Source organism: Mesorhizobium sp. M0491 (assembly GCF_040321265.1).
Taxonomy (GTDB): domain Bacteria; phylum Pseudomonadota; class Alphaproteobacteria; order Rhizobiales; family Rhizobiaceae; genus Mesorhizobium.
On the sequence record NZ_JAMYRE010000012.1, the window covers coordinates 170,572 to 193,161 of the forward strand.

At 63.6% G+C, this 22,590-nt stretch carries 20 protein-coding genes; 7 read left to right on the top strand and 13 right to left on the bottom strand.

Annotated elements, in window-relative coordinates; translation table 11 throughout:
* Positions 1-5: 5 nt before the first annotated feature.
* The 6 genes from NKI69_RS17655 to NKI69_RS17680 all read right to left on the bottom strand — a co-directional run bounded on the left by NKI69_RS17655 (position 6) and on the right by NKI69_RS17680 (position 6,499).
* Positions 6-710 carry a cyclase family protein gene (locus NKI69_RS17655; protein WP_023808878.1) on the bottom strand — a complete coding sequence of 235 codons (705 nt, stop codon included), beginning with the start codon at positions 708-710 and terminating at the stop codon, positions 6-8.
* Positions 707-1,645: an ABC transporter permease gene (locus NKI69_RS17660; protein WP_023808879.1), complete on the bottom strand. Its 939-nt coding sequence runs from the start codon at positions 1,643-1,645 to the stop codon at positions 707-709. The genes NKI69_RS17655 and NKI69_RS17660 overlap by 4 nt, the downstream gene beginning before the upstream one ends.
* Entirely contained in the window at positions 1,642-2,547 is a 906-nt protein-coding gene (locus NKI69_RS17665; RefSeq protein ID WP_352440117.1) for an ABC transporter permease, read from the bottom strand. Before NKI69_RS17665 ends, NKI69_RS17660 begins: the two co-directional genes overlap by 4 nt.
* A gap of 61 nt (positions 2,548-2,608) precedes the next feature.
* Positions 2,609-4,099, bottom strand: coding sequence for a sugar ABC transporter ATP-binding protein (locus NKI69_RS17670; RefSeq protein WP_023808881.1), 1,491 nt, complete (start codon positions 4,097-4,099; stop codon positions 2,609-2,611).
* 13 nt (positions 4,100-4,112) lie between these two features.
* Entirely contained in the window at positions 4,113-5,189 is a 1,077-nt protein-coding gene (locus NKI69_RS17675) for an ABC transporter substrate-binding protein (RefSeq protein WP_023808882.1), read from the bottom strand.
* Between the two features lie 62 nt (positions 5,190-5,251).
* Entirely contained in the window at positions 5,252-6,499 is a 1,248-nt protein-coding gene (locus NKI69_RS17680) for an enolase C-terminal domain-like protein (RefSeq protein ID WP_023808883.1), read from the bottom strand.
* Between the two features lie 149 nt (positions 6,500-6,648).
* Here NKI69_RS17680 and NKI69_RS17685 point away from each other — a divergent pair, with 149 nt between their 5' ends.
* Positions 6,649-7,410 (top strand): GntR family transcriptional regulator, encoded by a 762-nt coding sequence (locus NKI69_RS17685; RefSeq protein WP_128302340.1) that lies wholly within the window; start codon positions 6,649-6,651, stop codon positions 7,408-7,410.
* 75 nt (positions 7,411-7,485) lie between these two features.
* Here the strand turns inward: NKI69_RS17685 and NKI69_RS17690 are convergent, their stop codons facing one another.
* The 7 genes from NKI69_RS17690 to NKI69_RS17720 form a co-directional block, all read right to left on the bottom strand.
* On the bottom strand, positions 7,486-8,364 hold the full coding sequence (locus NKI69_RS17690) for an SMP-30/gluconolactonase/LRE family protein (RefSeq protein WP_023808885.1): 879 nt from the start codon (positions 8,362-8,364) through the stop codon (positions 7,486-7,488).
* Between the two features lie 34 nt (positions 8,365-8,398).
* Positions 8,399-9,361: a 3,5-dioxohexanoate:acetyl-CoA acetone transferase gene (gene kce, locus NKI69_RS17695; protein WP_352722209.1), complete on the bottom strand. Its 963-nt coding sequence runs from the start codon at positions 9,359-9,361 to the stop codon at positions 8,399-8,401.
* Positions 9,358-10,305: a 3-hydroxyacyl-CoA dehydrogenase gene (locus NKI69_RS17700; protein ID WP_128302338.1), complete on the bottom strand. Its 948-nt coding sequence runs from the start codon at positions 10,303-10,305 to the stop codon at positions 9,358-9,360. The genes kce and NKI69_RS17700 overlap by 4 nt, the downstream gene beginning before the upstream one ends.
* Positions 10,306-10,316: 11 nt before the next feature.
* Positions 10,317-11,123, bottom strand: a complete 807-nt coding sequence (locus NKI69_RS17705; RefSeq protein WP_023808888.1) for an SDR family oxidoreductase — start codon at positions 11,121-11,123, stop codon at positions 10,317-10,319.
* 13 nt (positions 11,124-11,136) lie between these two features.
* Positions 11,137-13,221: an ABC transporter permease subunit gene (locus NKI69_RS17710; RefSeq protein WP_023808889.1), complete on the bottom strand. Its 2,085-nt coding sequence runs from the start codon at positions 13,219-13,221 to the stop codon at positions 11,137-11,139.
* Positions 13,218-14,750: a sugar ABC transporter ATP-binding protein gene (locus tag NKI69_RS17715; RefSeq protein ID WP_023808890.1), complete on the bottom strand. Its 1,533-nt coding sequence runs from the start codon at positions 14,748-14,750 to the stop codon at positions 13,218-13,220. The genes NKI69_RS17710 and NKI69_RS17715 overlap by 4 nt, the downstream gene beginning before the upstream one ends.
* Positions 14,751-14,830: 80 nt before the next feature.
* Positions 14,831-15,958 carry a sugar ABC transporter substrate-binding protein gene (locus tag NKI69_RS17720; RefSeq protein WP_023808891.1) on the bottom strand — a complete coding sequence of 376 codons (1,128 nt, stop codon included), beginning with the start codon at positions 15,956-15,958 and terminating at the stop codon, positions 14,831-14,833.
* A gap of 218 nt (positions 15,959-16,176) precedes the next feature.
* Between NKI69_RS17720 and NKI69_RS17725 the strand changes: the two genes are divergently transcribed.
* The 6 genes from NKI69_RS17725 to NKI69_RS17750 all read left to right on the top strand — a co-directional run bounded on the left by NKI69_RS17725 (position 16,177) and on the right by NKI69_RS17750 (position 22,588).
* Entirely contained in the window at positions 16,177-16,851 is a 675-nt protein-coding gene (locus tag NKI69_RS17725) for a GntR family transcriptional regulator (protein ID WP_013533053.1), read from the top strand.
* 290 nt (positions 16,852-17,141) lie between these two features.
* On the top strand, positions 17,142-17,969 hold the full coding sequence (locus NKI69_RS17730; protein WP_023808892.1) for a phosphogluconate dehydrogenase C-terminal domain-containing protein: 828 nt from the start codon (positions 17,142-17,144) through the stop codon (positions 17,967-17,969).
* Positions 17,970-18,296: 327 nt separating this feature from the next.
* The gene (locus NKI69_RS17735; protein WP_023808893.1) at positions 18,297-19,238 is read left to right on the top strand and encodes a D-ribose ABC transporter substrate-binding protein; all 942 of its coding nucleotides are present in this window, start codon (positions 18,297-18,299) and stop codon (positions 19,236-19,238) included.
* Between the two features lie 95 nt (positions 19,239-19,333).
* Positions 19,334-19,978 carry a DUF2291 family protein gene (locus tag NKI69_RS17740; protein WP_023808894.1) on the top strand — a complete coding sequence of 215 codons (645 nt, stop codon included), beginning with the start codon at positions 19,334-19,336 and terminating at the stop codon, positions 19,976-19,978.
* Positions 19,975-21,531, top strand: a complete 1,557-nt coding sequence (locus NKI69_RS17745) for a sugar ABC transporter ATP-binding protein (protein ID WP_023808895.1) — start codon at positions 19,975-19,977, stop codon at positions 21,529-21,531. Before NKI69_RS17740 ends, NKI69_RS17745 begins: the two co-directional genes overlap by 4 nt.
* Positions 21,524-22,588, top strand: coding sequence for an ABC transporter permease (locus NKI69_RS17750; RefSeq protein ID WP_023808896.1), 1,065 nt, complete (start codon positions 21,524-21,526; stop codon positions 22,586-22,588). The genes NKI69_RS17745 and NKI69_RS17750 overlap by 8 nt, the downstream gene beginning before the upstream one ends.
* Positions 22,589-22,590: the final 2 nt, after the last annotated feature.

The following is a 22,590-nucleotide window of genomic DNA, read 5'->3' on the forward strand; positions in this document are numbered from 1 at the left end:
CCGGTTTAGCCCTCGACCAGCGCGATGGCGCGCAGCGGTGATCCGGTGCCGCCTTCGATCGCCAGCGGCAAGCTGATCAGGAAGCACCGAGGCGGCAAGTCACCAAGCCGTGCGAAATTCTCGCCGATCAGGATGCCGGCTGAAAGCAACGTATTGTGCGCCGGGAAATCCTCGCTGCCGAAACAATCGATCGACAGGCAGTCCGAACCGACGATGCGCGCACCGCGCTCGACCAGCAATTCGCTTGCTTGCCGCGACAGGCCGGGCCAGTCGGCGAGAAACGCGGCCGGATCGTCCCAGAACCGGTCCCAGCCGAAACGGAAGAACACGGCGTCGCCCTGCCGTACGCAGCCCTGTTCGGCCTCGAAAGCGAAGATAGAATCCGGCTCGACCGCCTGCCGGGGCGCGCAGTCCCGCGCATCGATCGTCACCATGCGGCCGAAGAAACGCTCGACCGGAATGTCCGAGATGGCAGCACCGCCGCGGATGAAATGGACCGGCGCGTCGAAATGCGTGCCGGTGTGCTCGCTCATAGCCAACGCATGGTTGCAGGCGACGTCGCCGCGGTCATAGGATTCCACCATCTCCTGGCAGTAATGCGGGTGCGTCGGCCACACCGGCATGCCGGGCTTCATCGGATGCGTCAGGTCGACGAAGGAAACTGCCTTTGTTTCGAACAGCCCGGCGAGCGTATCGGTGGCGGGTGTCATCTGACGCGAGGCCTCGGCACGAGAGCGACGATCAGGATGATCAGCACGCCGGTCAAAAGGAAGCGCACGCCTGCCTGGATGCCAAAGGTGTTGAGCATGGTGGACATCAGGTTGAAGAACAGCGCAGCCCCCCATATGCCTACCGCGTTGGCCTGTCCACCGGCGACGCTGGTGCCGCCAAGCACCACCACGGCGATCGATTCCATCAGATAGGCGTCACCCATGTTGAGTGCTGCCCCGCCGCTGAAGCCGGCAAGCAGGAAGCCGGCGAGCGCTGCCGCCGTGCCGCACAGCATATAGGCAATCAACCGCACCCGGGCGACGTTGATGCCGGCGAGCCGCGCCGCCGGTTCGCTCTGGCCGGTGGCCAGCAATTGCCGGCCCCAGACCGTGCGTTTGAGGACGACCATGGCGACCAGCGTCAGCACCATCACCGCGATCGGCATGAATTGGACGCCGCCAAGGTTCATCAAGGTAAACCGGGAAAGGCCGGCCGGCGGCTTCAGTGTCGCCTGGCCGCCGAGATTAAAGGCAAGCGACTGGAAGACGAAGCTCCAGGCGAGCGTTGCGATGATCGGCGGCAGCCTGAGCGCGACGATGGCAAGGAAGTTAGCGGCACCCGCGACGGCGCCGACGGCAAGTGCTGCAAGCAGGCCAGGCAGCAGCATGCCGTCGGACCCTTGCATGACCGTTATCGATACATAGGCGGCCAGCGTCAGCACGGATGGCACGGACAGGTCGATATTGCCCGGCCCGGAGGCGACGACGAACATCTGCCCGGTTCCCACCACAACGCTGAAGGCACCGAAGGCGAGCGCCCCCGAGAGCGTGGCGCCGGCGCTGTCGATACCGGAATAGGCTGATGTCACCACCCACATTGCGAGCGCCACGATGAAGCCGTAGGTCCACGGCGCGAGGCTCAATCTTCGGGTCATCGCGCCCGCTCCGACAAAAGCACGCGCCCGGCCAGCACGAGAAACAGGATAACGCCCTGGGCACCGATCTGCCATGTCGGCGGCACCTGCAGGAAAGACAAAAGCGAGCCCGCGAGCGACAGCGTCAGAGCGCCGACCACCGTGCCGACCGGCGAGACGACGCCACCGGTGAAAGCGCCACCGCCGAGGATCACCGCGCCGACGCCGAGCAGCGTATAGGCCGGCGCGACATTGGCGTCGCCCGATGTGGTGAGGCCGGTCAGCGTCAGCCCGGCCAGACAGGCGAGCAGGCCGGCGGCGGCATAGACAGCGACGCGGATGCCGACAACGGACCAGCCGGCGCGCTGGACGGCGCGCGGATTGCCGCCTGCGCCGCGCAACACCACGCCATAGGAGGAGCGTGAGATGACGAGATGGCCGGCAAGCGCCGCCAGTGCCGCCAGCCAGATCGACAGCGGCATCAAAGGCGGCTGCCAGCTCATGAAGGCGGCAAGCCATGCGGGTGCCGAGCCACCCGGTGCCGGCAGTAGGATGACGGCGATGCCGAGCCAGATGAAGGACATGCCCAGCGTCACGATGATCGAGGGCAATTGCCGTGCATGAATAAGCAGGCCGAAGCCGGCATAGGCGGCGATCAGGACCAGGTAGCACAGCGCCGCAATTGCCGGCGCATCCCCGAGATAGAGCGCCGTGATGCAGGTGATCAGCCCGACAAAGGCGCCGTTCGACAGGTCGATGTCGCCCAGCATGATCACCATCATCTGCGCCAGTGCGGCAAAGACCAGCGGCACCGAGAGCTTGAACAGCAGATGGAAGCCGAAATAGCTCATCGCCGCCGGGCGGATGCTGAAGATGATGGCCAGCATGACCAGCAGCGCGATTGCCGGCAGGCCGACCTGCATCGCATTGAGCAAGGCCGAGCGCGGATTGGAAGGAGAACGGGCCGGAACTCGGGCAGGCGCGTCAGACATGGTCGCCTCCGAACGACGCCTGCAGGATACGGCCGGTCTCGATGGCCTCGCCTTCCAACCTGGTCACGGCGCGGCCCTCGCGGAAGACATAGATGCGCTCGCAATTGGTCAGCTCTTCGAGTTCGGTTGTGTACCAGACGAAGGCGCGTCCGTTCTCGGCTTCCGCGCGGATCAGCCGGTAGACCTCCTGCTTGGTGCCGACATCGACGCCGCGCATCGGATCGTCGAGGAAGATCACCTCGGCGTCCGACGACAGCGCGCGGGCGAACAGCACCTTCTGCTGGTTGCCGCCGGACAGCGACAGGATCGGCGTGTCGATCGAAGGCGCCTTGACGTTGAGCCTGTTCGACCAGGTCTCGGCCAGCTTGCGGGCGGCGGCGCCTGAAATCATGCCGCCCCGCGTCAGTGCATTCAGGCTGCGGATGGTCAGATTGTCGGCGATAGACCACAGCGAAAACACGCCTTCCGAGCCGCGGTCGCCGGCGACATAGGCACCCGGCAAGGCCTCGCGTTGCCGGCGCGAGGCATAAAACATCGCGCGCAGCCGCTCGCGCTGGCCGTGGCCGTCGAGCCCGGCGAAGCCGATGACCTCACCCTTGCCGACGTCGATGGTCAGATCTGTGGTGTCGCGACCCGCATGCCGGATAACCGGAGCTTGCACCGAGGCCACCTTGCCGGCCGTGCGCTCACGCGGCCGTTCGATGCTTCCCATCAACTCGACCAGCGCGGCGCGTGACAGGCCGGCGGTGGGCCGCTCGGCGACGACCTTGCCGTCGACCATGACGACGGTGCGGTCGCAGACGGCGAGGATCTCGTTGAGGCGATGGGTGATCAGGATGCAGGCGATGCCACGCCCTGCGGCACGACGAATGTGGGCGAGCAGTTGTTCCGTCGCCTCATGGCCGAGCGCCGAGGTCGGCTCATCGAGAATGACGGCGCGCAATTTGATGCTGGTCTGCGTGAAGGCGCGGGCGATCTCGACCATCTGTCGCTCGCCGATCGGCAGGTCGGCGACCTTCCTGTCGAGATCGATGCCGTGGCCAGGGAAGATCTCGTCCAGCACCGGACCAATCACCTGGCGCGCGCGCCGCCGCCAGCCCAACCCACGCAAGGACCTGTGCACGATGCGGGTGTTTTCCGCCGACGTCAAATTGGCGCAGAGCGACAGTTCCTGGAAGATACAGCGCAGACCGGCCTGCTGGGCACTGGCCGCACTCCAGGCACCGATCTCACGTCCGCCGAGGCGAAAGCTGCCGCTGCTGCGCTCGATGGTGCCGGCCAGCACGTTCATCAGCGTCGACTTGCCGGCGCCGTTGTGACCGACAAGGCCAACGACCTCGCCGGGTTTGAGATGAAAATCCACGCCGCCCAGGGCATGCACGGCATCATAGTGCTTGCGGACATCGCGCACCTCGATGAGGAGGCCGTCGGCATTGACCGTCTCTGCTGCGTCCCTTTTGGGCGACGTGGGATCGTTCATCATTCGGCCATGCTGCTCATTTCGGCGCGGGAACGCCCGGCAGAGGCTCCTTCTTCACGTTGGCGTCGATGATCTTGGCCACCAGCTCCTGCGGGTATTCGGCATTGACCACGCCGCCTGCGGGAACCGTCTTCAGCCAGGCGTCGAGGTCAGGCTGATTGATCTGCAGGAGCGGCACCTCGACGAATTTCGGCACCTGCTTGCCGGCCAGGATCTGCTGCGCGACCCAGAACGCGACCTGCGAGACGCTGGGCGTGGCGCCCAGCGAGAAGGTTTCGTAGCCGCCGGCATCATGCTCCTGCTTCCACAGCGCCAATTCGTCCTGGCGGTTGCCCATGATGATGATCGGCAGCGGCCGGCTGGCGGCCTTGAATGCCTGCGCCGCGCCATAGCCGTCGCCGCCCTGCGTCAGCACCGCATCGACCTGAGGCAACGACGGCAGGATGCCCGACACTTCCTTTTGTGCCACGGTGGCCGTCCACTGACCATAGACCTCGCCGACAGCCTTGTAGCTGGCGTGCGCCTTCATCGCCTTCTCGACGCCCTCATGCAGGCGCTTGTCGAAACCGTCGCCGGCCATACCGCGGATCTCGAGGATGTTGGCCGGCTTGTCGCCGAGCTTGCTGGAGATGAAATCCAGTTCGGCCTTGGCATAGGAATCGAGGTTGTAGTCGACGACATAGGCGCAAGGCTCGGTGACGCCGCTGGCGAAGGCGACGACCGTGATACCGGCATTGCAGGCATCCTTGATGGCGCCATTGAGTGCGGTGTCGGAGCCGGCAAGGACGATGATCGCATCGTAGCCCTGCAGGATCAGGTTCTCGATCTGGCTCGCCTGTTCGGTCACCGAATTGTTCGAGCTGACGACGGCTGTTGCGGCGATCTGCTTGTCGGCCACGGCCTTGGCGCCCATTTCCTCGAAGCTCTTGATCATCACCTGGCGGAAGGAATTGCCGGCGTAGGAATTGCTGAAGGCGATCTTCTTGGCCGAAGTGTCGCCCTTGGCGACGCCTTCATAGGCGCGCGCGTCCAGCGCTGCAAAGCTGGTGCAGCCGAGCATGGCTGCAATGAATAAGGCTGTGGTCTTGCTCATTGTTGTTCTCCTCCGGTTGAAAGTCATAGCGTCCTCCCGACGATCCTTTCGAACGGAAAATGTCAGCCCAGCCCGAGATCAGGCACGGCATCGTTCAAATGGTCGGCGAAATTAGTGTTGGGCAGCAGCGGATACCAGCCCGGACGGCCGGGATCGCGGTCGTAGGCATAGCCGCCCAGCGAGCGATAGAGTTCGGCATAGGTGGCGAGTTTGTCACGATCGAGTTCGACGCCGAGGCCCGGTGCCTCCGGCACCGCGATCGCACCATTCTCGTAGAGCATCTTGCCGCCGACGATGATGTCGTCGGCAAGGTGGTGATAATGCGCGTCGGCGGTGAAGACGAGGTTGGGCAGCACTGCGCCAAGATGCAGCATGGTGGCGAGCTGGATGCCGAGTTCGCCAGAGGAATGCACCGCAATACCGAGACCGAACGTGTCGCAGATCTGCGCCGCGCGCACGCAGGCGCGGATGCCGCCCCAGAAGGTGGTGTCGAGCAGGATCACGTCAACCGCAGGGTCGCGCACATTGGTGGCGAGCTGTTCGAAATCGATGACGATGGTGTTGGTGGCCAGCGGGATGGAGAGCTTCTCGCGTAAGCGGCGCATGCCGGCCAGGCCCCAGGTCGGGTCCTCGAAATAGTCGTTCCTGAGATCGGAGATGGCTTGGCCGAAACGCAGCGCCTCTTCGACTGACAGGGCTGCGTTCGGATCGTAGCGCAGCGTATCGGCAGGAAATTCGGCGGCGAGCGCCCTGAAACATTCCAACTCATAGTCGGGGTGAAACACGCCGGCCTTGAGCTTGTGGGCGTGAAAACCATGTTCGGCCTTGAGCGCGCGGGCATGCTCGAGCAATTGATCGATGGTGCGGACTTCGCCCTTGCCGCTGCGGCGGTCGGCATAACGGAAGAACAGATAGGAGGCGAAGCCGATCCGGTCGCGCACGCGCCCGCCAAGCAATTGGTAGACCGGCACGCCGAGCTTCTTGCCGATGATGTCGAGACAGGCGAATTCCAGCGCTGCGTGCAGCTGCGTGCGGTTGTTGTAGAGCGACGCCGTCGGATTGCAGATGGCGTAGCGCATCCGGTTGAGATCGAAAGGGTCATGGCCGACCAGGTAGGATTTCAGGCCGGCGAAAGCGAGTTCGGCGCCGGCGCCACCACCGCCCATCTCGCCGAGCCCAACAATGCCTTCGTCGGTCTCGACCTCGACCACGGTGCGGACAAAGCGTCCCCAATGCGTACCGTTGCTGTGCCGCAATGCTGCTTCCAGCGGAACGGTGATGGTGGTCGCCTTGATGTCCGTGATCTTCATGCCGGCTCCTCTCCCCTAGCCTGCTGGCGTCATACACACTACCATGGTAGTATGTCAACACAGCTTCAATCCTGCTTGCCGCTTGAGTTGGGACGTGCGCGGTGTCATGACCGGAGCAGTGCAGCGCCATTCACAGCAACGGATTCGTCATGGGGACCAAGCTTTCGGGGGCGACCAGATTTTCAGGCAGTGCTGCCAGGCTGAAAACCGCCGGTCAGCGCGAACCCTCGCGGGTGCTGGAGCCGGTCAACAATCGCATGCCGATCTCACCGCAGATCTACGAGCGCCTGCGCCGCGCCATCACGACGCTGGCGATGTTGCCGTCGGAAGCGCTCAGCGAACAGGACCTAGCCCAGCAGCTCGGTGTCAGCCGGACACCCGTGCGCGAGGCGCTGATCCGGCTTGCCGATGAAGGGCTGATCGACATCCTGCCGCAACGCGGCAGCTTCGTCGCGCCGATCCGGCTAAGTGACGTCGAGGAAGCGCAGTTCATTCGCGAGGCACTCGAGGTCTCCGTCGTGCAGAAGCTGGCCGGACACGGTTCGAGCGCCTTCATCGCGGCAGGCAGGGTGAATCTTGCCCAGCAGGCCAAGGCAGTGGCCGAGGGCGACCGCGAGCTGTTTCTTGAGCTCGACGAGGGCTTCCATCGTAGCCTTTGCGAAGAGGCCGGCCTGCCCAAGAGCTGGCGGGTGATCCAAGTGGTCAAGCTGCAGATGGACCGTGTGCGCTATCTGAGCCTGCCCGAGCCGGGTCACCTCGAAACGCTGCTCGCTCAGCATGTGGCGATCTTCGAGGCCGTGGAGACCGGCGAGGCAAAGCAGGCAGGCGCGCGTATGGCGGCGCATCTGCGCGAAGTGCTGCGCACGGTGCAACGGCTCAACGTGGCTCGCCCGGACCTGTTTGGCCAATGATCCGTTGACCGCTCATTGGGATGCCTGCGCGAAGGCCTGATCCGCGTATGCTACGGGCGCTTCGCTTGTCTGGCGTCAGCTGCCGAAGCGGGGCTCCGCAACGCCTTTGACGCCAAGGCCCGTGATGGCGAACAGGCTGCCGCGCAAAACGCCGTCGCCGGGAAAACGCGGCAACGGCGGCTTGGCCATCGAGGTGACGTAAAGGATATCTAGCTTCGGTCCGCCGAACATGACGCTGGTGATCTTCTTGACCGGCATGTCGATGATGCGATCGATGCTGCCATCGGGCGCATAGCGCACCAGTCTTCCGTCATAGACCAGCGCATTCCACAGATAGCCCTCGGCATCGACGGTCGAGCCGTCCGCCGCACCGCCCCGGCTGGTGTCGACGCGCACGAAGGTACGCCTGTTGGTGGCGGCACCGGTGGCGATGTCGTAGTCGTAGGCCCATATCTCGCCGGTCCAGGTGTCGGCGAAATAGAAGGTGCGGTCGTCGGGGCTCCAGCATGGACCGTTGGAACAGATGATGCCGGAATCGATCCGGGTGACGGAGAAATCCGGATCCAGCCTGTAGAGACCGCCGGACGGCCCCTCTTCCATCGTGTCCATCGAGCCGGCGAAGAAGCGGCCGCGCCGGTCGACCTTGCCGTCGTTGAGCCGGTTCATTGGCCTGTCCGGCTCGGGATCGTGGATCAGCGTCACGTCGCCGGAGGCGAAATCGAGCAGATGGAAACCGCGCTGCAGCGACACCACGGCGCCGCTACCGTCCTTGCGCAGCGCCATTGAGCCGATCTTCATCGGCACGTCCCATGACCGGATCTCGCGTCCGTCGGCGGTCGCCCGAAACACGCGCCCGTCGAAGCTGTCGATCCAGTAGAGGCGCTCCTGTTCGACGTCCCACAGCGGTCCTTCGCCCAGTGTGGTCTTCACGTCCACCACGACTTCGATCTTCATGCCGTCCTCCTCGGAATTGGCGCCACGCAACGATTTAGAAAGCGACCTTGTCCCCGCCTTTCAATGACAGGATTTCGCGTGCCTCATCGGGCGTCGCCACCTCCATGCCGAGCCCTTCGATGATCTTGCGGGCCAGCAAGACCTGCTCAGCGTTCGATTTGGCAAGCTTGCCTTTGCCCGCCCACAGACTGTCCTCCAGCCCGACGCGGATGTTGCCGCCAAGCGCTGCCGATTGCGCGGCGATGCGGAGCTGGCTGGCGCCAGCGCCGAGAACCGACCAGCGGAACTGGTCGCCGAACAGCCGGTCGGCAGTGCGCTTCATATGGGCGACGTCTTCGGGATGGGTGCCGATACCGCCGAGCAGTCCGAACACCGACTGCACGAAGAAAGGCGGCTTCACCAACCCGCGGTCGGCGAAGTGCGAGAGGTTGTAAAGATGAGCGATGTCGTAGCACTCGAACTCGAAGCGCGTGCCGTTGTCGTAGCAGGTCGCCAGGATGTACTCGATGTCCTTGAACGAGTTGCGAAAGACGAGGTCGCGGGTCGCTTCCAGATGCGGCTTTTCCCAGTCGAACTTGAAGGTCTCGTATTTGTCGGCGAGGTGATAGAGCCCGAAATTGATCGAGCCCATGTTGAGCGAGGCGACTTCCGGTTTGAACTGGGCGGCCGGGCGCACGCGCTCCTCGAGCTTCATGTACGGGCTGCCACCGGTGGTGATGTTGATGGCGGCGTTGGTGCCTTGCTTGACGCGCGGCAGGAAGCGAGCGAAGGCCTCCGGCGTCTGGTCGGGCTTGCCGGTTTCCGGATCGCGCGCATGCAGATGCAGGATTGCGGCACCGGCTTCGGCAGCCGCGATCGCCTCAGAAGCGATCTGGTCAGGAGTGATCGGCAGATAGGGCGACATGGTCGGCGTGTGGATGGCGCCCGTCACCGCGCAGGTGATGATGACCTTGCCCCTGGTCTGCGCAGCACCTGGCTTGCGGCTCGTTTCGATCATTGTCCGTACTCCTGGTCCGATTTTTTCTTGTGTGCCGCCAGCGCCATCAGCCGACGATCACGCCATACCTGCCGTTCGCCGAGGTTTTCGCGTGGCAGGCGTTCGCGGCGGTCGGCTTCGACGGTTTTCATCACCTCGCCCGCCCAGTCGACGCGCCGCAGCATCTGCGGGAAAATGTTCGAATAGATCGACTGATAACGCTCGACATAGTCGCGCACGCCGCCAGGTGCATTGAGATCGATGGTCTCGAAAGGCCCCATGAACGACCAACGCAGCGCCAGCCCGTCGCGGATGCCGATGTCGACATCCTCGACGCTGGCGTAGCCGTCGGCGACAAGCCGGAAAGCCTCCTCAAGCAATGCGCCTTGCAGGCGGTTCATGATGAAGCCGTCGAGTTCGCGCTTCATCACCAGGGGCGCATGACCGGCGTCGATGAGGAAGGCGCGGGTTCTCTCGACCGTCTCGGCGGACGTCCATGGCGCCGGCACGATTTCGGCCGCCGGAATGAGATAGGGCGGATTGATCGGATGCACGACCAGACAGCGATGCCGTCCTTGCAGATGGTCGGTGAATTTCGACGGCAACAGCGCCGAGGTGGAACTGGCGATGACTGTCCGCGGATCGGCAAGCGTGTCGATCAGCGAGAATACCTCCCGCTTCACCTCGAGGTTTTCAGGTGTGTTCTCCTGGATATGGACCGCACCCGCCAGCGCCTTTGCCAGCTCCGCGACAATGGTGATCCGGCCAAGCACAGTGTCGACGGACTGACCGCGCAGCAGGTCGTTTGCGGCAAGGTCACCGAGCACGCCGGCAATGTAGTCGCGGGCGCCGCCGGTCGCAGCGGGCGACTGATCCCACATCCGCACGTCATGGCCGGCACGGGCAAAGCTGATTGCCCAGGCCCGCCCGATGAACCCGCTTCCGACAATTGCGACATTGGCCATGGATCGGCTCCTCAAAGTGTTTCGACATTGCCGTCGACGCCGAGCGACTGGCCGGAAATATTGATCCCCGCATCGGAGAGCAGGAAGGCGACCATCGATGCGACATCATAGGGGCTAGTCATGCGGCGCAGCGAGATATTCTGCAGATAGCGTCCGGTCATTTCCTCGTGGCTGATACCGACCTGCTTGGCGCGCGCCGAGATAACACCTTCGATGCGCGGCCCTTCGATGATGCCGGGCAGGATGGCGTTGACCCTGATAGCGTGCGGCCCGAGCTCCTTGGCGAGACTCTGCGTGAAACCGATGACACCGAACTTGGCCGCCGAATAGGGTGTGCGGAAGGCGTAGCCATGGCGGCCGGCGGCCGACGACATCGAGACGATCGAGCCGCCGCCCGCCGCCTTGATCAGCGGCACGGCGCGCCGGGCGCACAGGAACTGGCCAGTCAGGCAGATGTCGATGCAGCGCCGCCAGTCGGCCGGGTCGATTTCGTCGACACCGCCGGTCGGCCCGGCAATGCCGGCATTGTTGATCAGCGCGTCGAGCCCGCCGAGTTCTTTCTCGACCGCCTCGAACAGCCGGTCGACGTCATCGTCGCGCGAAACATCCGCCTTCACAGCGGCGACCAGATCGATCTTGCCGGGAGCAGCGGCCAGCGCCTCGTCGGAAACGTCGCAGACGACGATGCGGGCACCGAGGCGTGACAGCGTGTCGGCTATGGCAAAACCGATGCCGCCGGCGCCTGCCGTCACCAGCACGCGCTGGCCTTTCAGCCCAGTCAGAAATTCGTCCGCAGATGCCGGGGCTCTTGTGCTCATCGTCCTGTCCTTCTCATTGCAGCCGCCGTTCGCGCAGCGCCATGACGGCGCCCAGAACGACCAGTCCGTAAAGAATTGCCCTCGTGGCATAGGGAAGCGTGGTGCCGGCGAGCAGCATCTGCAGCGCGGTCAGCAACAACACGCCGCCGAGCATGCCGAGATAGTGGCCGCGCCCACCGGTGATCAGCGCGCCGCCGACCACCACCACGGCGATCGACGGCAACAGATAGTCGTCGCCCATGCCGAGGCTTGCCTGACCCGAAAAGCCGGTCAGCATGACGCCGACAACAGCCGCGCAGACGGCCGAAAGCATATAGACCAGGATCAGCGTGCGCTCGACGCCGATGCCCGACAAGCGCGCCGCGCGCAGCCCATTGCCGATGCCGTAGACGCGTCGTCCGAACGGGGTGCGGCCAAGCAGCAGTACCGCTGCGACGACAAAGACGACCATCAGCAGGACGATTGGGGTCAGCAGGCCGGCGAGCTTGGCCGTCATGACCCAGCGCAGCATCGGCGAGGAAAACCCGGCCGGCGTTCCCTGCGAATAGAGCAGCGCACAGCCTTGCAGAATGCCGTTGGTGGCAAGCGTCATGACGATCGGCGATATGCCGAGATAGACGATGCCGAAACCATTGGCGAAGCCGATGGCGCAAGCCATCACCAGAACGACCGGCAAGGCGTAGACAAGGGCCGCGTCGGAGCCGTTGACCATGCCGGCCAGGATGATGCCGGAGATGCCGATCGTCCACGGCACGGAGAGATCGAGGCCGCCGGTCAGGATGACGGTTCCCTGCCCGAGCGCTAGGACGGCGAGGAAGGACGACAGCACCAGCAGCGAATTCCAGTAACCCGGATTGAGGATGGCGCGGCCGAGCCAGACCTGCGTGACGACCACGATGAGCAACAGGCAGACATAGGCGGGCAGCGCATAGCGCAACGTTTCCGCGTTGCGTAGATGGAAGGCAGGGCGCGGCGATGCCGGATTGCGCTGGGCATGGGCTGGCTCGGCGATCTTGAGACGCCGGTCCACGCGCTCGAGTTGCGAGGGCAATATGCCGGCGCGCCAAGCGGCAAGCCGGGCGCGCGCGGCGCGCAATTGCACGGCAAGCACCGATGCATGGGAGATCGAGCCGGCAAGTGCTGCCAGCACCAGAATGGTGCCTTCGGCAATGGTCGAATAATAGGCCGATACGTTGAGCACCAGCAGGATGTTCACCACGATCATCAGGATGTAGGCGCCGAAGACAGAGCCCACCGGGCCGCCCTGCCCGCCACCGAGGCGCGTGCCGCCGACGACGACCGCCGCGAACATCGACAAGAGCAGCGGATTGCCGACCAGCGGATCGCCGCTGCCGGTCTGGGCGCTGATGAACACGCCGGCAAGGCCATAGCAGCCGCCGGCGATGACATAGACGGCAAAGCGCACCAGCACGACATTGATGCCGACGGAAGCGGCCGAGTCCGGATCGCTGCCAACCGCATAAAGTGCTGTGCCGAAGCGGGTTCCCTTCAGCCAGAACCAGGCGAGCAGGACGACGCCGATCACCACCAGCGGCATCGGCAGCCAGCCGGCGATCGCGTCGCCGAGATAGAAGGTACCGAGATCGGGCGACACGAAGCCACCGGGCTTGTCCATCACCAGCAGCGTCACGCCTTGCAGGATGAACATGGTCGACAGCGTCACCACGATCGGCTGCATGCGCAGCACCGCAATGAAGAAGCCGTTGAAGGCGCCCACCGCCATGCCGACGCCGATGCCGACGGCGGTCCACAGGATGATGCTGGCGCCCGGCGCCATCGGGTCCATGCTCGATGCCAGCACGGCATTGACCAGCGATATCACCGCGCCGGCGGACAGGTCGAAGCCGCCCGACAGGATGACGATGGTCTGGCCGATCGCCGCGAGCGCCGAGGTGGCGCCGCCGCTCGACAGGAACGACACGTCGAAATATGTCAGCGGCCCGGCGCTGATCCAGTCGACAACGAAGAGCAGGATCGCCAGGACGGCCGCGGCGATCAGCGCGCCGCGATTGCGCATCAGCGCACGGCGCAGTCCGACGCCGCCGGTAGCGGGGGATGAGGCTGCTGCGCTGCTCATGCGGCGGCTTCCCCGGCATGCCCGAGCGCCGGGCGCATGATGGCCGGTTCGGTGATGGCGTCGCCTTCGAGTTCGGCGGCGATGCGCCCATCGTAGAGAACCAGGACCCGGTCGCATTGATGGACGAGTTCGGGAATCTCGGTCGAGTGCAGCAGGATCGAACCGCCCGAAGCCACGTAGTTTCGCATCATCACATAAAGCTCGTGCTTGGTGCCGACGTCGATGCCTCGGGTGGGATCGAACAACAGCAGGATGCGGCTCTGCGCCACCAGCCATTTGGCGATGGCGATTTTCTGCTGGTTGCCCCCGGAAAACGCACCGGCCCGCGTCCAAAGCGCGCGGCGGTCGACCTCGACAGTGGCGAATGCCGCCTCGACGGAGCGGGTCTCGGCTTGCCCGTCGACAAGACCTAGCCGTGTGAAGCGCGATATCACGGGCAGAGTGGCGTTCTGGCTGCCCGACAGTTTCAGGAACAGGCCTTCGGATTTGCGGTCTTCCGGCACCAGGCCGATGGCCATGTTGGGGCGCAAAGCATCGGCCGGCGAACCGAGCCAGACCTTGCGGCCGTCGACGAGGATGTGGCCGCGGGTGATTTCGGCCATGCCGAAGCAGGCCAGGAATAGGTCCTGCTGGCCCATGCCCTGCAACCCCGCGACGCCGAGGATTTCGCCCTTGCGCAGATCGAAGCCAGCGCCGTCGAGCTTGCGCCCGACCTTGAGATCGCGCACGCCCAGAACCGGCGGGCCGAAGGCCTGGGCGCTGTCCGGCTTGGGCGGGAAGGTCTGCTCGATGCTGCGGCCGATGATCTTTTCGATGACGTCGCCATCCGAGACATCGGCAACCGGCGCGGTGACGACGTGGCGGCCGTTTCTCAGGATCGTCAACGTCTCGCAGAAGGCACGGACCTCGCGCATGCGATGGGTGATGAAAACGATGGTGGTGCCGGCCGCCTTCAGCCTGGCGATGATGTCGCCCAGCCAGTCGACGTCGCGGCCGGCGAGCGTCGAGGTCGGTTCGTCGAGCAAAAGGATGCGCGGCTTGCGGTAGACGGCACGCGCGATCTCGATCTTCTGGCGCACCGAAAGCTCGAGCTCACTCACCTCGGCATCGAGATCGACGGAAAAACCGAGATCTTCGATATGGCGGCGGACGGCCTTGCGGGCGGCACCGCGGCGGATCAGGCCGGAGATGCCGACGGGGGCGTAAGGCAGCATCATGTTGTCGAGGACGGAGAGGTCACGCACCAGGGTCATCTCCTGGAATGCTGTCTGCATACCGAGCGCATGTGCTGCGCGCGGTGCGCCGCAAGCGATCTCCTTGCCGAAGACACGGACATGGCCTTGGCTCGGCCGGACCAGTCCGGACAGCAGCTTCACCAGTGTCGACTTGCCCGCTCCGTTTTCACCGAGCAGGGCATGGACGCTGCCGGGCGCGATCGCAAACGACACGCCGTCCAGCGCGACGGTCGGGCCGAACGCCTTGCTGATACCGTCGATCTCGATGGCGGGGAGCTCGGAATGTTCTGTCATTGTCCTCGATCGCCGGGCTTGGCATGGATTGACGATGCACGGACAACAGTCCGTGCATCGTCACACGCGCCTTGGGAGGCTTAGTTCTCCGGTTGTCCGACGAGGGCAGCATTAAGGCCGACCTCGGGTGTCTGGTCCGAGAAGATCGAGGCAAACCAGCCCGGATTGGAGACCAGCGACGGCTTGAAGGCGTTGCAGCCGGCCTTCATCTCCGCCCATGTGCCTTCGTCGCACAGCTTGATCGTCTCATTGGTGACGAGCGGCAGCGGCAGGATGGTGGTCTTCGGCACGTCCTTGCCTTCGATCGCCTCGACGGCAAGCTTCAGCGCCAGCGCACCCGAATAAGGCGGCGAGGCGTAGGAAATGCGTTGTGCGCCGGCCGGCGCGTAAGGGGCGGCCGCACCTTCGACTTCGGTGCCCTCCGGCAGCATCTGGATGCGGCCGCCATTGGAACCTTCGCCGGCGCAAGGCAGGAGTTCGCTTGTCTTCTTGCCGGCCTCGAGCTGCATCGAGTTGGCGGTGAAGCAGCCGACCTGCATCCACAGCCCGTTGATGTCGTCCCAATTGCGGGTGGCCAGGATTTTCGAAAGTTCGGTGCGGGCGACCGCCTGGCTCCACATGCCGACAGCCTCGCCGACGATCTTGATATCAGGATATTTGGCGAAGACTTCCTTGGCGGCTTTTGTCCGCTGATCGTCGACGGATGTTCCCGGGACACCCGTGATGGCGATGATGTTGCCCTTGCCGTTGAGCTTCTTGACCAGCCATTCGGCGGTCACCCTGCCGGCTTCCAGCTGGTCGATGTGGACGTTGTAGGCACAAGGCTCGGTGATCTCGGCGTCGTAGGCAAAGACCTTCACGCCCTTGTCGCAGGCATTCTTGACGACCTGGTTGAGCGCGGTCGGCGAGATCGGATATACGACGATGGCCTCGGCGCCGCTTTGCACCATTGCGTTGATCTGCTGAATCTGGCGTTGCGCGTTGGGGCCAGCGACCTGGACCTGCAGGTCGACCTTGTCGGCCAGGCTCTTGTGGGCGGCCATGGCCTTGACCATGTTGGCCGCCTCCGCTTGCCAATCATTGCCGATGTAACTCATGCTGAGAAAGATCTTGTGCTTCTCGGCTGCCTGCGCGGCGGACAGGCCGAAGGCGCATGCAGCCATCCCAGCCAGCAGCGCGAGCCGCCGGACTTTCGATCCGATACCCATGTGAAACTCCTCCCAAACAGAACGACCGAATGCCTCCCAAGGGCACAAAACGTAACCTTTGCCATTCGATGCCAGCGACCGTAACATGATTTGATCAAATATCAATGATGAAATCGTTTATATCAAAACGGCTATGTCAGCCGCTTGACGTGGCACCACGAACCTTGCATTCCGACACAAGCAATAGTGTCGCCGTTGGGCGGGAAGGTTGACCGGAGATGGCTGGATCGGCGTTCAGGAAGCCTGGTGTCGAGATCATTCCACTGTCCAAGGAAACTCTGCAGGACCGGGTCTATAATCAGGTCACCGAACTGATCCTCGACGGCAGCATCGTACCGGGCGAGATGGTCACGGTTCAGAGCCTCGCCGACGCCTTTGGCGTCAGCCCGATGCCGGTCAGGGAAGCGCTGCGGCGCCTGACGGCAGCCAACGCGCTGACCGTGGTATCCGGGCGCTCCATTGGTATTCCGGCGCTCAGCCGCGAGCGGCTCACCGATTTGCGCAATGTACGTTTTGAGATAGAGGCCATCGCCGCCGGCTGGGCCTCACAGAACCGGAGTGATGCGGATCTTGCGATTTTCGCGCGCGATCTGGACTCGCTGGAACGCGCGAATGGCGCGGACGACGTAAAGGCCTATCTGAGGGCGAATTACACCTTCCACTTCGCAATCTACCGAGCAGCAGGATCCGAAACCCTGCTCAAGATCATCAAGGACCTATGGCTGCAGATCAGCCCCTATTTCAATATGCTGCATGGGTCCTACTCGACCGCGAACACATACCATCAACAGATGTTTGCGGCCCTGCGCGACCGGGACGAGCAGGCAGTTCAGGCGGCGGTTCGCGGCGATATCGATGCGGCTTTCGACATGCTGGTCGACCTTTTGAAGTAGCGCCCGGCCCCACCTCCAACCCCCAACAGATGCCTCCTATTTCTAGGGATGGCAGAGCAGCGCCCATGCGCACTCAGCGGGCAAGCGCGGGCTTCTTCTGGTGATCTAGAAATCGTATCCAGAGCGCGCCATCCATGGTTCTCGTGCTGGAGCTTGCCGTCGGCAGCCGATGACGCGGCGCACGCATCGCATGGTCATTATCAGATTGCCAAAATCTGGTAGCGTGATTATACCAGTTGATCAGTTGACGACGGGCGATGCCGTCGGCGAAGAACAGGAGTGGTGACCAGATGACAACGATTGCGCTGTTCGGGGCTGGCGGAAAAATGGGCTACCGCCTGTCGACCAACTTTCGCGGGTCGCCCTACACGATACGCCATGTCGAGGTCAGCGATGCCGGCCGCGAACGGCTGAAGACCGGACTGGGTTTCGATACGGTCAGTGCCGACGAGGCGCTCAAGGACGCCGATGTGGTGATCCTGGCCGTTCCCGACACGCATATCGGCAAGGTAGCGGCCAGCATCGAGAGCAAGCTGGTATCAGGCACGATGGTGGTGGTGCTAGACGCGGCAGCACCCTTCGCCGGCCATCTGCCGAAGCGGCCGGACCTCACCTATTTCGTCACCCACCCCTGCCATCCGCCGATCTTCAATGACGAGACGGACATGGCCGCGAAGAAGGACTATTTCGGCGGCGTGAAGGCCAAGCAGCATATGGTCAGCGCCCTGATGCAGGGGCCGGAAGAGGACTACGCCAAGGGCGAGGCGATCGCGAAGATCATATGGGCGCCGGTGATGCGTTCGCACCGCGTCAGCGTCGAACAGATGGCGCTGCTCGAGCCTGGCCTTTCGGAGACGGTGTGCGCCTCGTTGTTGGTGGTGATGAAGGAAGCCGTCGACGAAGTCGTGGCGCGCGGTGTCGACAAGCAGGCGGCGCTCGACTTCCTGCTCGGCCATATGAACGTGCTCGGCGCCGTCATCTTCGGCGAGACCAAGGGCGTTTTCTCGGACGCCTGCAACAAGGCGATCGAGTTCGGCAAGCCGGTGCTGATGCGTGACGACTGGAAGCGGGTGTTCGAACCGGAAGAGATCGCCGCCAGCATTCAGCGGATCACCTGAGAGAAGACAGGTGCTTGACGCAGCACCTCGAGGGCCCGGCCTGTCATTGCCGACCCTCGGTTTTGGTAGCTCATCAGGTACATGTCACCTGAATTAGTGGTTGACTCATCATACCAGTTGGCTTAGCTGTTCATGGCTCGGATCGACAGGGTTTCGCAGGGAGTTCGAAGCCTGGCGAGTGGAGGATGGCTGGGGAGCAACGATCCGCCTGGGGTAAGCCGGCAACGGTTTTTTGACCCAAGCGATCCGCGGCCCGCGCTGCCTGACGAGTTCGGATGCAGACGAAGCCATTGGCCGATCAAGGCAATTTTCAAACGGGAGGACTTCATGAAACTCACACGCAGAATGACGCTTGCGGCTTTCGCCGGCATGCTGGCGCTTGGCACGGCCGTGCCCGCCTACGCGGCGGATCTCATCGCCATTATCACGCCCTCACACGACAATCCGTTCTTCAAGGCGGAAGCCGTCGGTGCCGAAGCCAAGGCCAAGGAACTCGGCTATGAGGCGCTGGTGCTCGTCCATGACGATGACGCCAACAAGCAGTCCGAGTTGATCGACACCGCGATCGGCCGCGGCGCCAAGGCGATCATCCTCGACAATGCCGGCGCCGACGCCACTGTCGCCGCCGTGCAGAAGGCCAAGGACGCAGGCATCCCGTCCTTCCTGATCGACCGCGAGATCAACGCCACCGGCGTCGCCGTGGCGCAGATCGTCTCCAACAACTACCAGGGCGCCCAGCTCGGCGCGCAGGAATTCGTCAAGCTGATGGGCGAGAAGGGCAATTTCGTCGAGCTGGTCGGCAAGGAATCCGACACCAATGCCGGCATTCGTTCCAAGGGCTATCACGACGTCATCGACGACTATCCGGACCTGAAGATGGTTGCCCAGCAGTCGGCCAACTGGAGCCAGACGGAAGCCTATTCCAAGATGGAATCGATCCTGCAGGCCAACCCCGACATCAAGGGTGTGATCTCCGGCAACGACACGATGGCGATGGGCGCCTATGCGGCACTTGCCGCGGCGAACCGCAAGGACGTCATCGTCGTCGGCTTCGACGGATCGAACGACGTACGGGACTCCATCACGTCGGGCGGTATCAAGGCAACCGTGCTGCAGCCGGCCTTCGCGCAGGCGCAGATGGCGGTCGAGCAGGCCAACGACTTCATCAAGAACAAGAAGTCGCCGGCCAAGGAAAAGCAGTTGATGGACTGCGTTCTGATCAATGGCGACAATGCCGCCAAGCTGGAGACCTTCGCGCTGACGAACTGAGCCAGCGTGATTTCAATAGCGAGGGGCGAAAATCGGTTTTCGCCCCTCGCCGCCATTTTCCGTGGGTCGCCCACGATGCTGAACGACAGGCCGCCATGCTGAACACCAAGCCGAACTGGCCGATCCTTACCGTGATGGTCAGCATCAGCCTGACCGCCTGCAAGATCCTGCCTACGAAATCGGAAGCCGGAGACAACGCTCCCGCCTTCAATCCAGACAAGATGGTCGAAGAGACATGGGCGGCAAAGGTCGTGCCCTATCTCCAGCAGAAAGCCGGACCGTTTGCGCAGGTTCACACCCTGGCGACAACCGATCCATCGGCTGCCGGCGCCAAATACGGCAATCCGAACAAGCAGGCGAATTCGCCTTGGACTTTCGCGGTTCGGCTGGAAGGCAAGATCGTCGCGGCCAACACGCAGTCGCGGGCGGCAACCGTCGACGTCGATGTCGACGGCGACGGCAAAGCCGATGCACGAGTGCAGATCGGACCGGCGGTGCGCGGTACCGCGCTGCGCGACAGCCTGGACTTCATCCAGTTCAACGACTTCACCAACCAGATCGACTTCGCCCAGTTCGGCAAGGCGTTCAACAGCTACACCGACAAGACGGTGCTCTCCAAGCTGCCGCGCGAAGCGCTGGAAGGCCGCAGTACCAAAGTGCTGGGCGCCTATACGCTGGGGAGCGGCCAGGACCTGCCGCTGGTGACGCCGGCGGAGGCAGAGATCGGGCCGAAGCCATGAGCGCGACAGCAGAGCGCGAAATCATCCTGAAGCTCGAAGACGTCTCCAAGGTCTATTCCGGCACCGTTGCGGTCAAGCGCGCCAATTTCGAGGTGCGCAAGGGCGCGGTCAACGTGCTGGTCGGCGAAAACGGTGCCGGCAAGTCGACGCTGATGAAGATTATCGCCGGTGTCGAACGGCCGACAGCCGGCCGCATCCTGCTGGAGGGCGAAGAGGTCTCCTTCTCGTCATCCGGCGATGCGGTGAACCGCGGCATCGGCATGGTGTTCCAGGAGCTGAACCTGTTCGGCAACATGAGCGTCGCCGAGAATATTTTCGCCACCCGGGAGATCACCAACCGCTTCGGCAAGATCGACCGCAAGGAACAGGAGCGCCGTGCGGCTGAATTTCTGGAACGCCTGCAAGCCGGCATACGGCCCGACATGCTGGTCGAGGATTTGCGCATCGGCCAGCAGCAGTTGGTCGAGATCGCCAAGGCGGTTTCGCTCGATGCGCGAATCCTGATCATGGACGAGCCGACCTCGGCGCTGAGCGCTGCGGAGGTCGAGATCCTGTTCAAGGTGATCGCCGACCTCAAGGCGCGCGGCGTGGCCATCGTCTACATCTCGCACCGGCTGGAAGAGCTGATCCGCATCGGCGACTACATCACCGTGCTGCGCGACGGCCGCATCACCGGCCAGGAGGAGATGAAGAACGTCGACACGCAATGGATCGTTCGCCAGATGATCGGTTCCGACGCCAAGGATTTCGCCAAGGCTGACGGCCATCTTCCGGGCGAGGAGATCTTTCGAGCCGAGGACATCTGCCTGCCGCGCGCTATCGGCGGGCTTGCCGTCGACCATGTCTCGCTGTCGCTGCGCGCCGGCGAGATCCTCGGCATCTACGGCCTGATGGGCGCCGGTCGCAGCGAATTGTTCGACTGCATCATGGGCCGCCACGGCCATTCGACAGGCGCGATCTTCATTGGCGGTAAAAAGGTCAAGGAGCGCGACACGACGCGGCGCATCCGGCGTGGCCTGGCATTGATCCCCGAGGATCGCCAGCGCGAAGGGCTGGTGTCGATCCTCTCGGTCGCCAGCAATCTGACGCTAGCCAGCCTGTCGCGATTTGCCCGCCTGTTCCATATCCGTGGCGCCGACGAAAGGCAGGCGGTGACGCAGATGGTGCGGGAACTGGCGATCAAGGTCGCCGACCCGGCGCAGGAAGTGTCTTCGCTGTCGGGCGGCAACCAGCAGAAGGTGGTGATCGGCAAGGCGCTGCTCACCGAACCCAAGGTGCTGCTAATGGACGAACCCAGCCGAGGCATCGATGTCGGCGCCAAGGCAGACGTCTTCCGCACCATGCGCAAACTGTCCCGCGACGGATTGGGGATTTTGTTCGCCACCTCCGACCTCGATGAGGTGATGGCGCTGTCCGACCGCATCGCGGTGATGAGCAACGGAAAACTGACCGGCATGTTCGACCGTGCCGAGGCGACGGAGGCGGCACTCGTCGCTGCTTCGGCGCTTGGCCACGGACCGGTCCCACACACGGAGAGCACCGCCCATGACTGACATCCCAGCCAAGGCGGCCGCTCATTCCGCTTCCAGCGGCTCCGTGCTGTTGACGCTGATGAAGCTCAGGACCTTCATCGCGCTTATCGCCGTGCTGATCTTCTTCTCGATCGCGGCGCCGAATTTCCTGTCGACCGCCAATCTGATCCTGATGTCGAAGCACGTGGCGCTGAACGCGTTCCTGGCGATGGGCATGACCTTCGTCATCATCACCGGCGGCATCGACCTTTCGGTCGGCTCGATCGTCGGCCTGTGCGGCATGGTGGCCGGCTATCTCGTGCTCAATGGCATCGACCTGCAGATCGGCTACACCATCTATTTCAACGTCTTCGAGATCGCGCTGATCACGCTTGCCGTCGGCATATTGATCGGCGCCGTCAACGGCTTGCTGATCACCCGGCTGAACGTCGCGCCGTTCATCGCCACGCTTGGCGTGCTCTATGTCGCGCGCGGCCTGGCGCTGCTGTCGTCGGATGGCCGCACCTTTCCCAACCTCGTCGGCAAGCCGGAGCTTGGCACCACCGGTTTCGGTTTCCTCGGTGCAGGCCGGCTGCTTGGCCTGCCGGTGGCGATCTGGATCCTGATCGTCGTTGCACTGGGAGCCGCCTATCTCGCCAAATACACACCGCTCGGCCGCCATATCTTCGCCGTCGGCGGCAATGAACGGGCGTCGCGGATTTCGGGCGTCCGTGTCAACATGGTGAAGATGTTCGTCTATATGTTCTCCGGTTTCTGCGCGGCGATCGTCGGCCTGATCATCTCGTCCGAGCTGATGGCCTCGCATCCGGCAACAGGCGAAAGTTTCGAGCTCAACGCCATTGCGGCGGCGGTGCTCGGCGGTACCTCGATGTCGGGCGGGCGCGGCACGATCGGCGGCACCATCGTCGGCGCCTTCGTCATCGGCATTCTTTCGGACGGGTTGGTGATGATGGGTGTGAGTTCGTTCTGGCAAATGGTGATCAAGGGTCTCGTCATCATCGTCGCCGTTGTCGTCGACCAGGCACAACGCCGGCTTCAACAGCGCGTCACCTTGATGCAGATGGCGAAGGCGGGTTGAGC

Excerpts from the sequence above, each read along its gene's own strand:
- NKI69_RS17730 (WP_023808892.1), top strand. The coding sequence starts at position 17,142 with ATGACAACGATTGCGCTGTTCGGGGCTGGCGGAAAAATGGGCTACCGC.
- NKI69_RS17665 (WP_352440117.1), bottom strand. The coding sequence starts at position 2,547 with ATGCAGGTCGGCCTGCCGGCAATCGCGCTGCTGGTCATGCTGGCCATC.
- NKI69_RS17675 (WP_023808882.1), bottom strand. The coding sequence starts at position 5,189 with ATGAGCAAGACCACAGCCTTATTCATTGCAGCCATGCTCGGCTGCACC.
- NKI69_RS17705 (WP_023808888.1), bottom strand. The coding sequence starts at position 11,123 with ATGAGCACAAGAGCCCCGGCATCTGCGGACGAATTTCTGACTGGGCTG.
- NKI69_RS17670 (WP_023808881.1), bottom strand. The coding sequence starts at position 4,099 with ATGATGAACGATCCCACGTCGCCCAAAAGGGACGCAGCAGAGACGGTC.
- NKI69_RS17710 (WP_023808889.1), bottom strand. The coding sequence starts at position 13,221 with ATGAGCAGCGCAGCAGCCTCATCCCCCGCTACCGGCGGCGTCGGACTG.
- NKI69_RS17680 (WP_023808883.1), bottom strand. The coding sequence starts at position 6,499 with ATGAAGATCACGGACATCAAGGCGACCACCATCACCGTTCCGCTGGAA.
- NKI69_RS17655 (WP_023808878.1), bottom strand. The coding sequence starts at position 710 with ATGACACCCGCCACCGATACGCTCGCCGGGCTGTTCGAAACAAAGGCA.
- NKI69_RS17735 (WP_023808893.1), top strand. The coding sequence starts at position 18,297 with ATGAAACTCACACGCAGAATGACGCTTGCGGCTTTCGCCGGCATGCTG.
- NKI69_RS17690 (WP_023808885.1), bottom strand. The coding sequence starts at position 8,364 with ATGAAGATCGAAGTCGTGGTGGACGTGAAGACCACACTGGGCGAAGGA.
- NKI69_RS17720 (WP_023808891.1), bottom strand. The coding sequence starts at position 15,958 with ATGGGTATCGGATCGAAAGTCCGGCGGCTCGCGCTGCTGGCTGGGATG.
- NKI69_RS17685 (WP_128302340.1), top strand. The coding sequence starts at position 6,649 with ATGGGGACCAAGCTTTCGGGGGCGACCAGATTTTCAGGCAGTGCTGCC.
- NKI69_RS17700 (WP_128302338.1), bottom strand. The coding sequence starts at position 10,305 with ATGGCCAATGTCGCAATTGTCGGAAGCGGGTTCATCGGGCGGGCCTGG.
- NKI69_RS17660 (WP_023808879.1), bottom strand. The coding sequence starts at position 1,645 with ATGACCCGAAGATTGAGCCTCGCGCCGTGGACCTACGGCTTCATCGTG.
- kce (WP_352722209.1), bottom strand. The coding sequence starts at position 9,361 with ATGATCGAAACGAGCCGCAAGCCAGGTGCTGCGCAGACCAGGGGCAAG.
- NKI69_RS17745 (WP_023808895.1), top strand. The coding sequence starts at position 19,975 with ATGAGCGCGACAGCAGAGCGCGAAATCATCCTGAAGCTCGAAGACGTC.
- NKI69_RS17715 (WP_023808890.1), bottom strand. The coding sequence starts at position 14,750 with ATGACAGAACATTCCGAGCTCCCCGCCATCGAGATCGACGGTATCAGC.
- NKI69_RS17725 (WP_013533053.1), top strand. The coding sequence starts at position 16,177 with ATGGCTGGATCGGCGTTCAGGAAGCCTGGTGTCGAGATCATTCCACTG.
- NKI69_RS17750 (WP_023808896.1), top strand. The coding sequence starts at position 21,524 with ATGACTGACATCCCAGCCAAGGCGGCCGCTCATTCCGCTTCCAGCGGC.
- NKI69_RS17740 (WP_023808894.1), top strand. The coding sequence starts at position 19,334 with ATGCTGAACACCAAGCCGAACTGGCCGATCCTTACCGTGATGGTCAGC.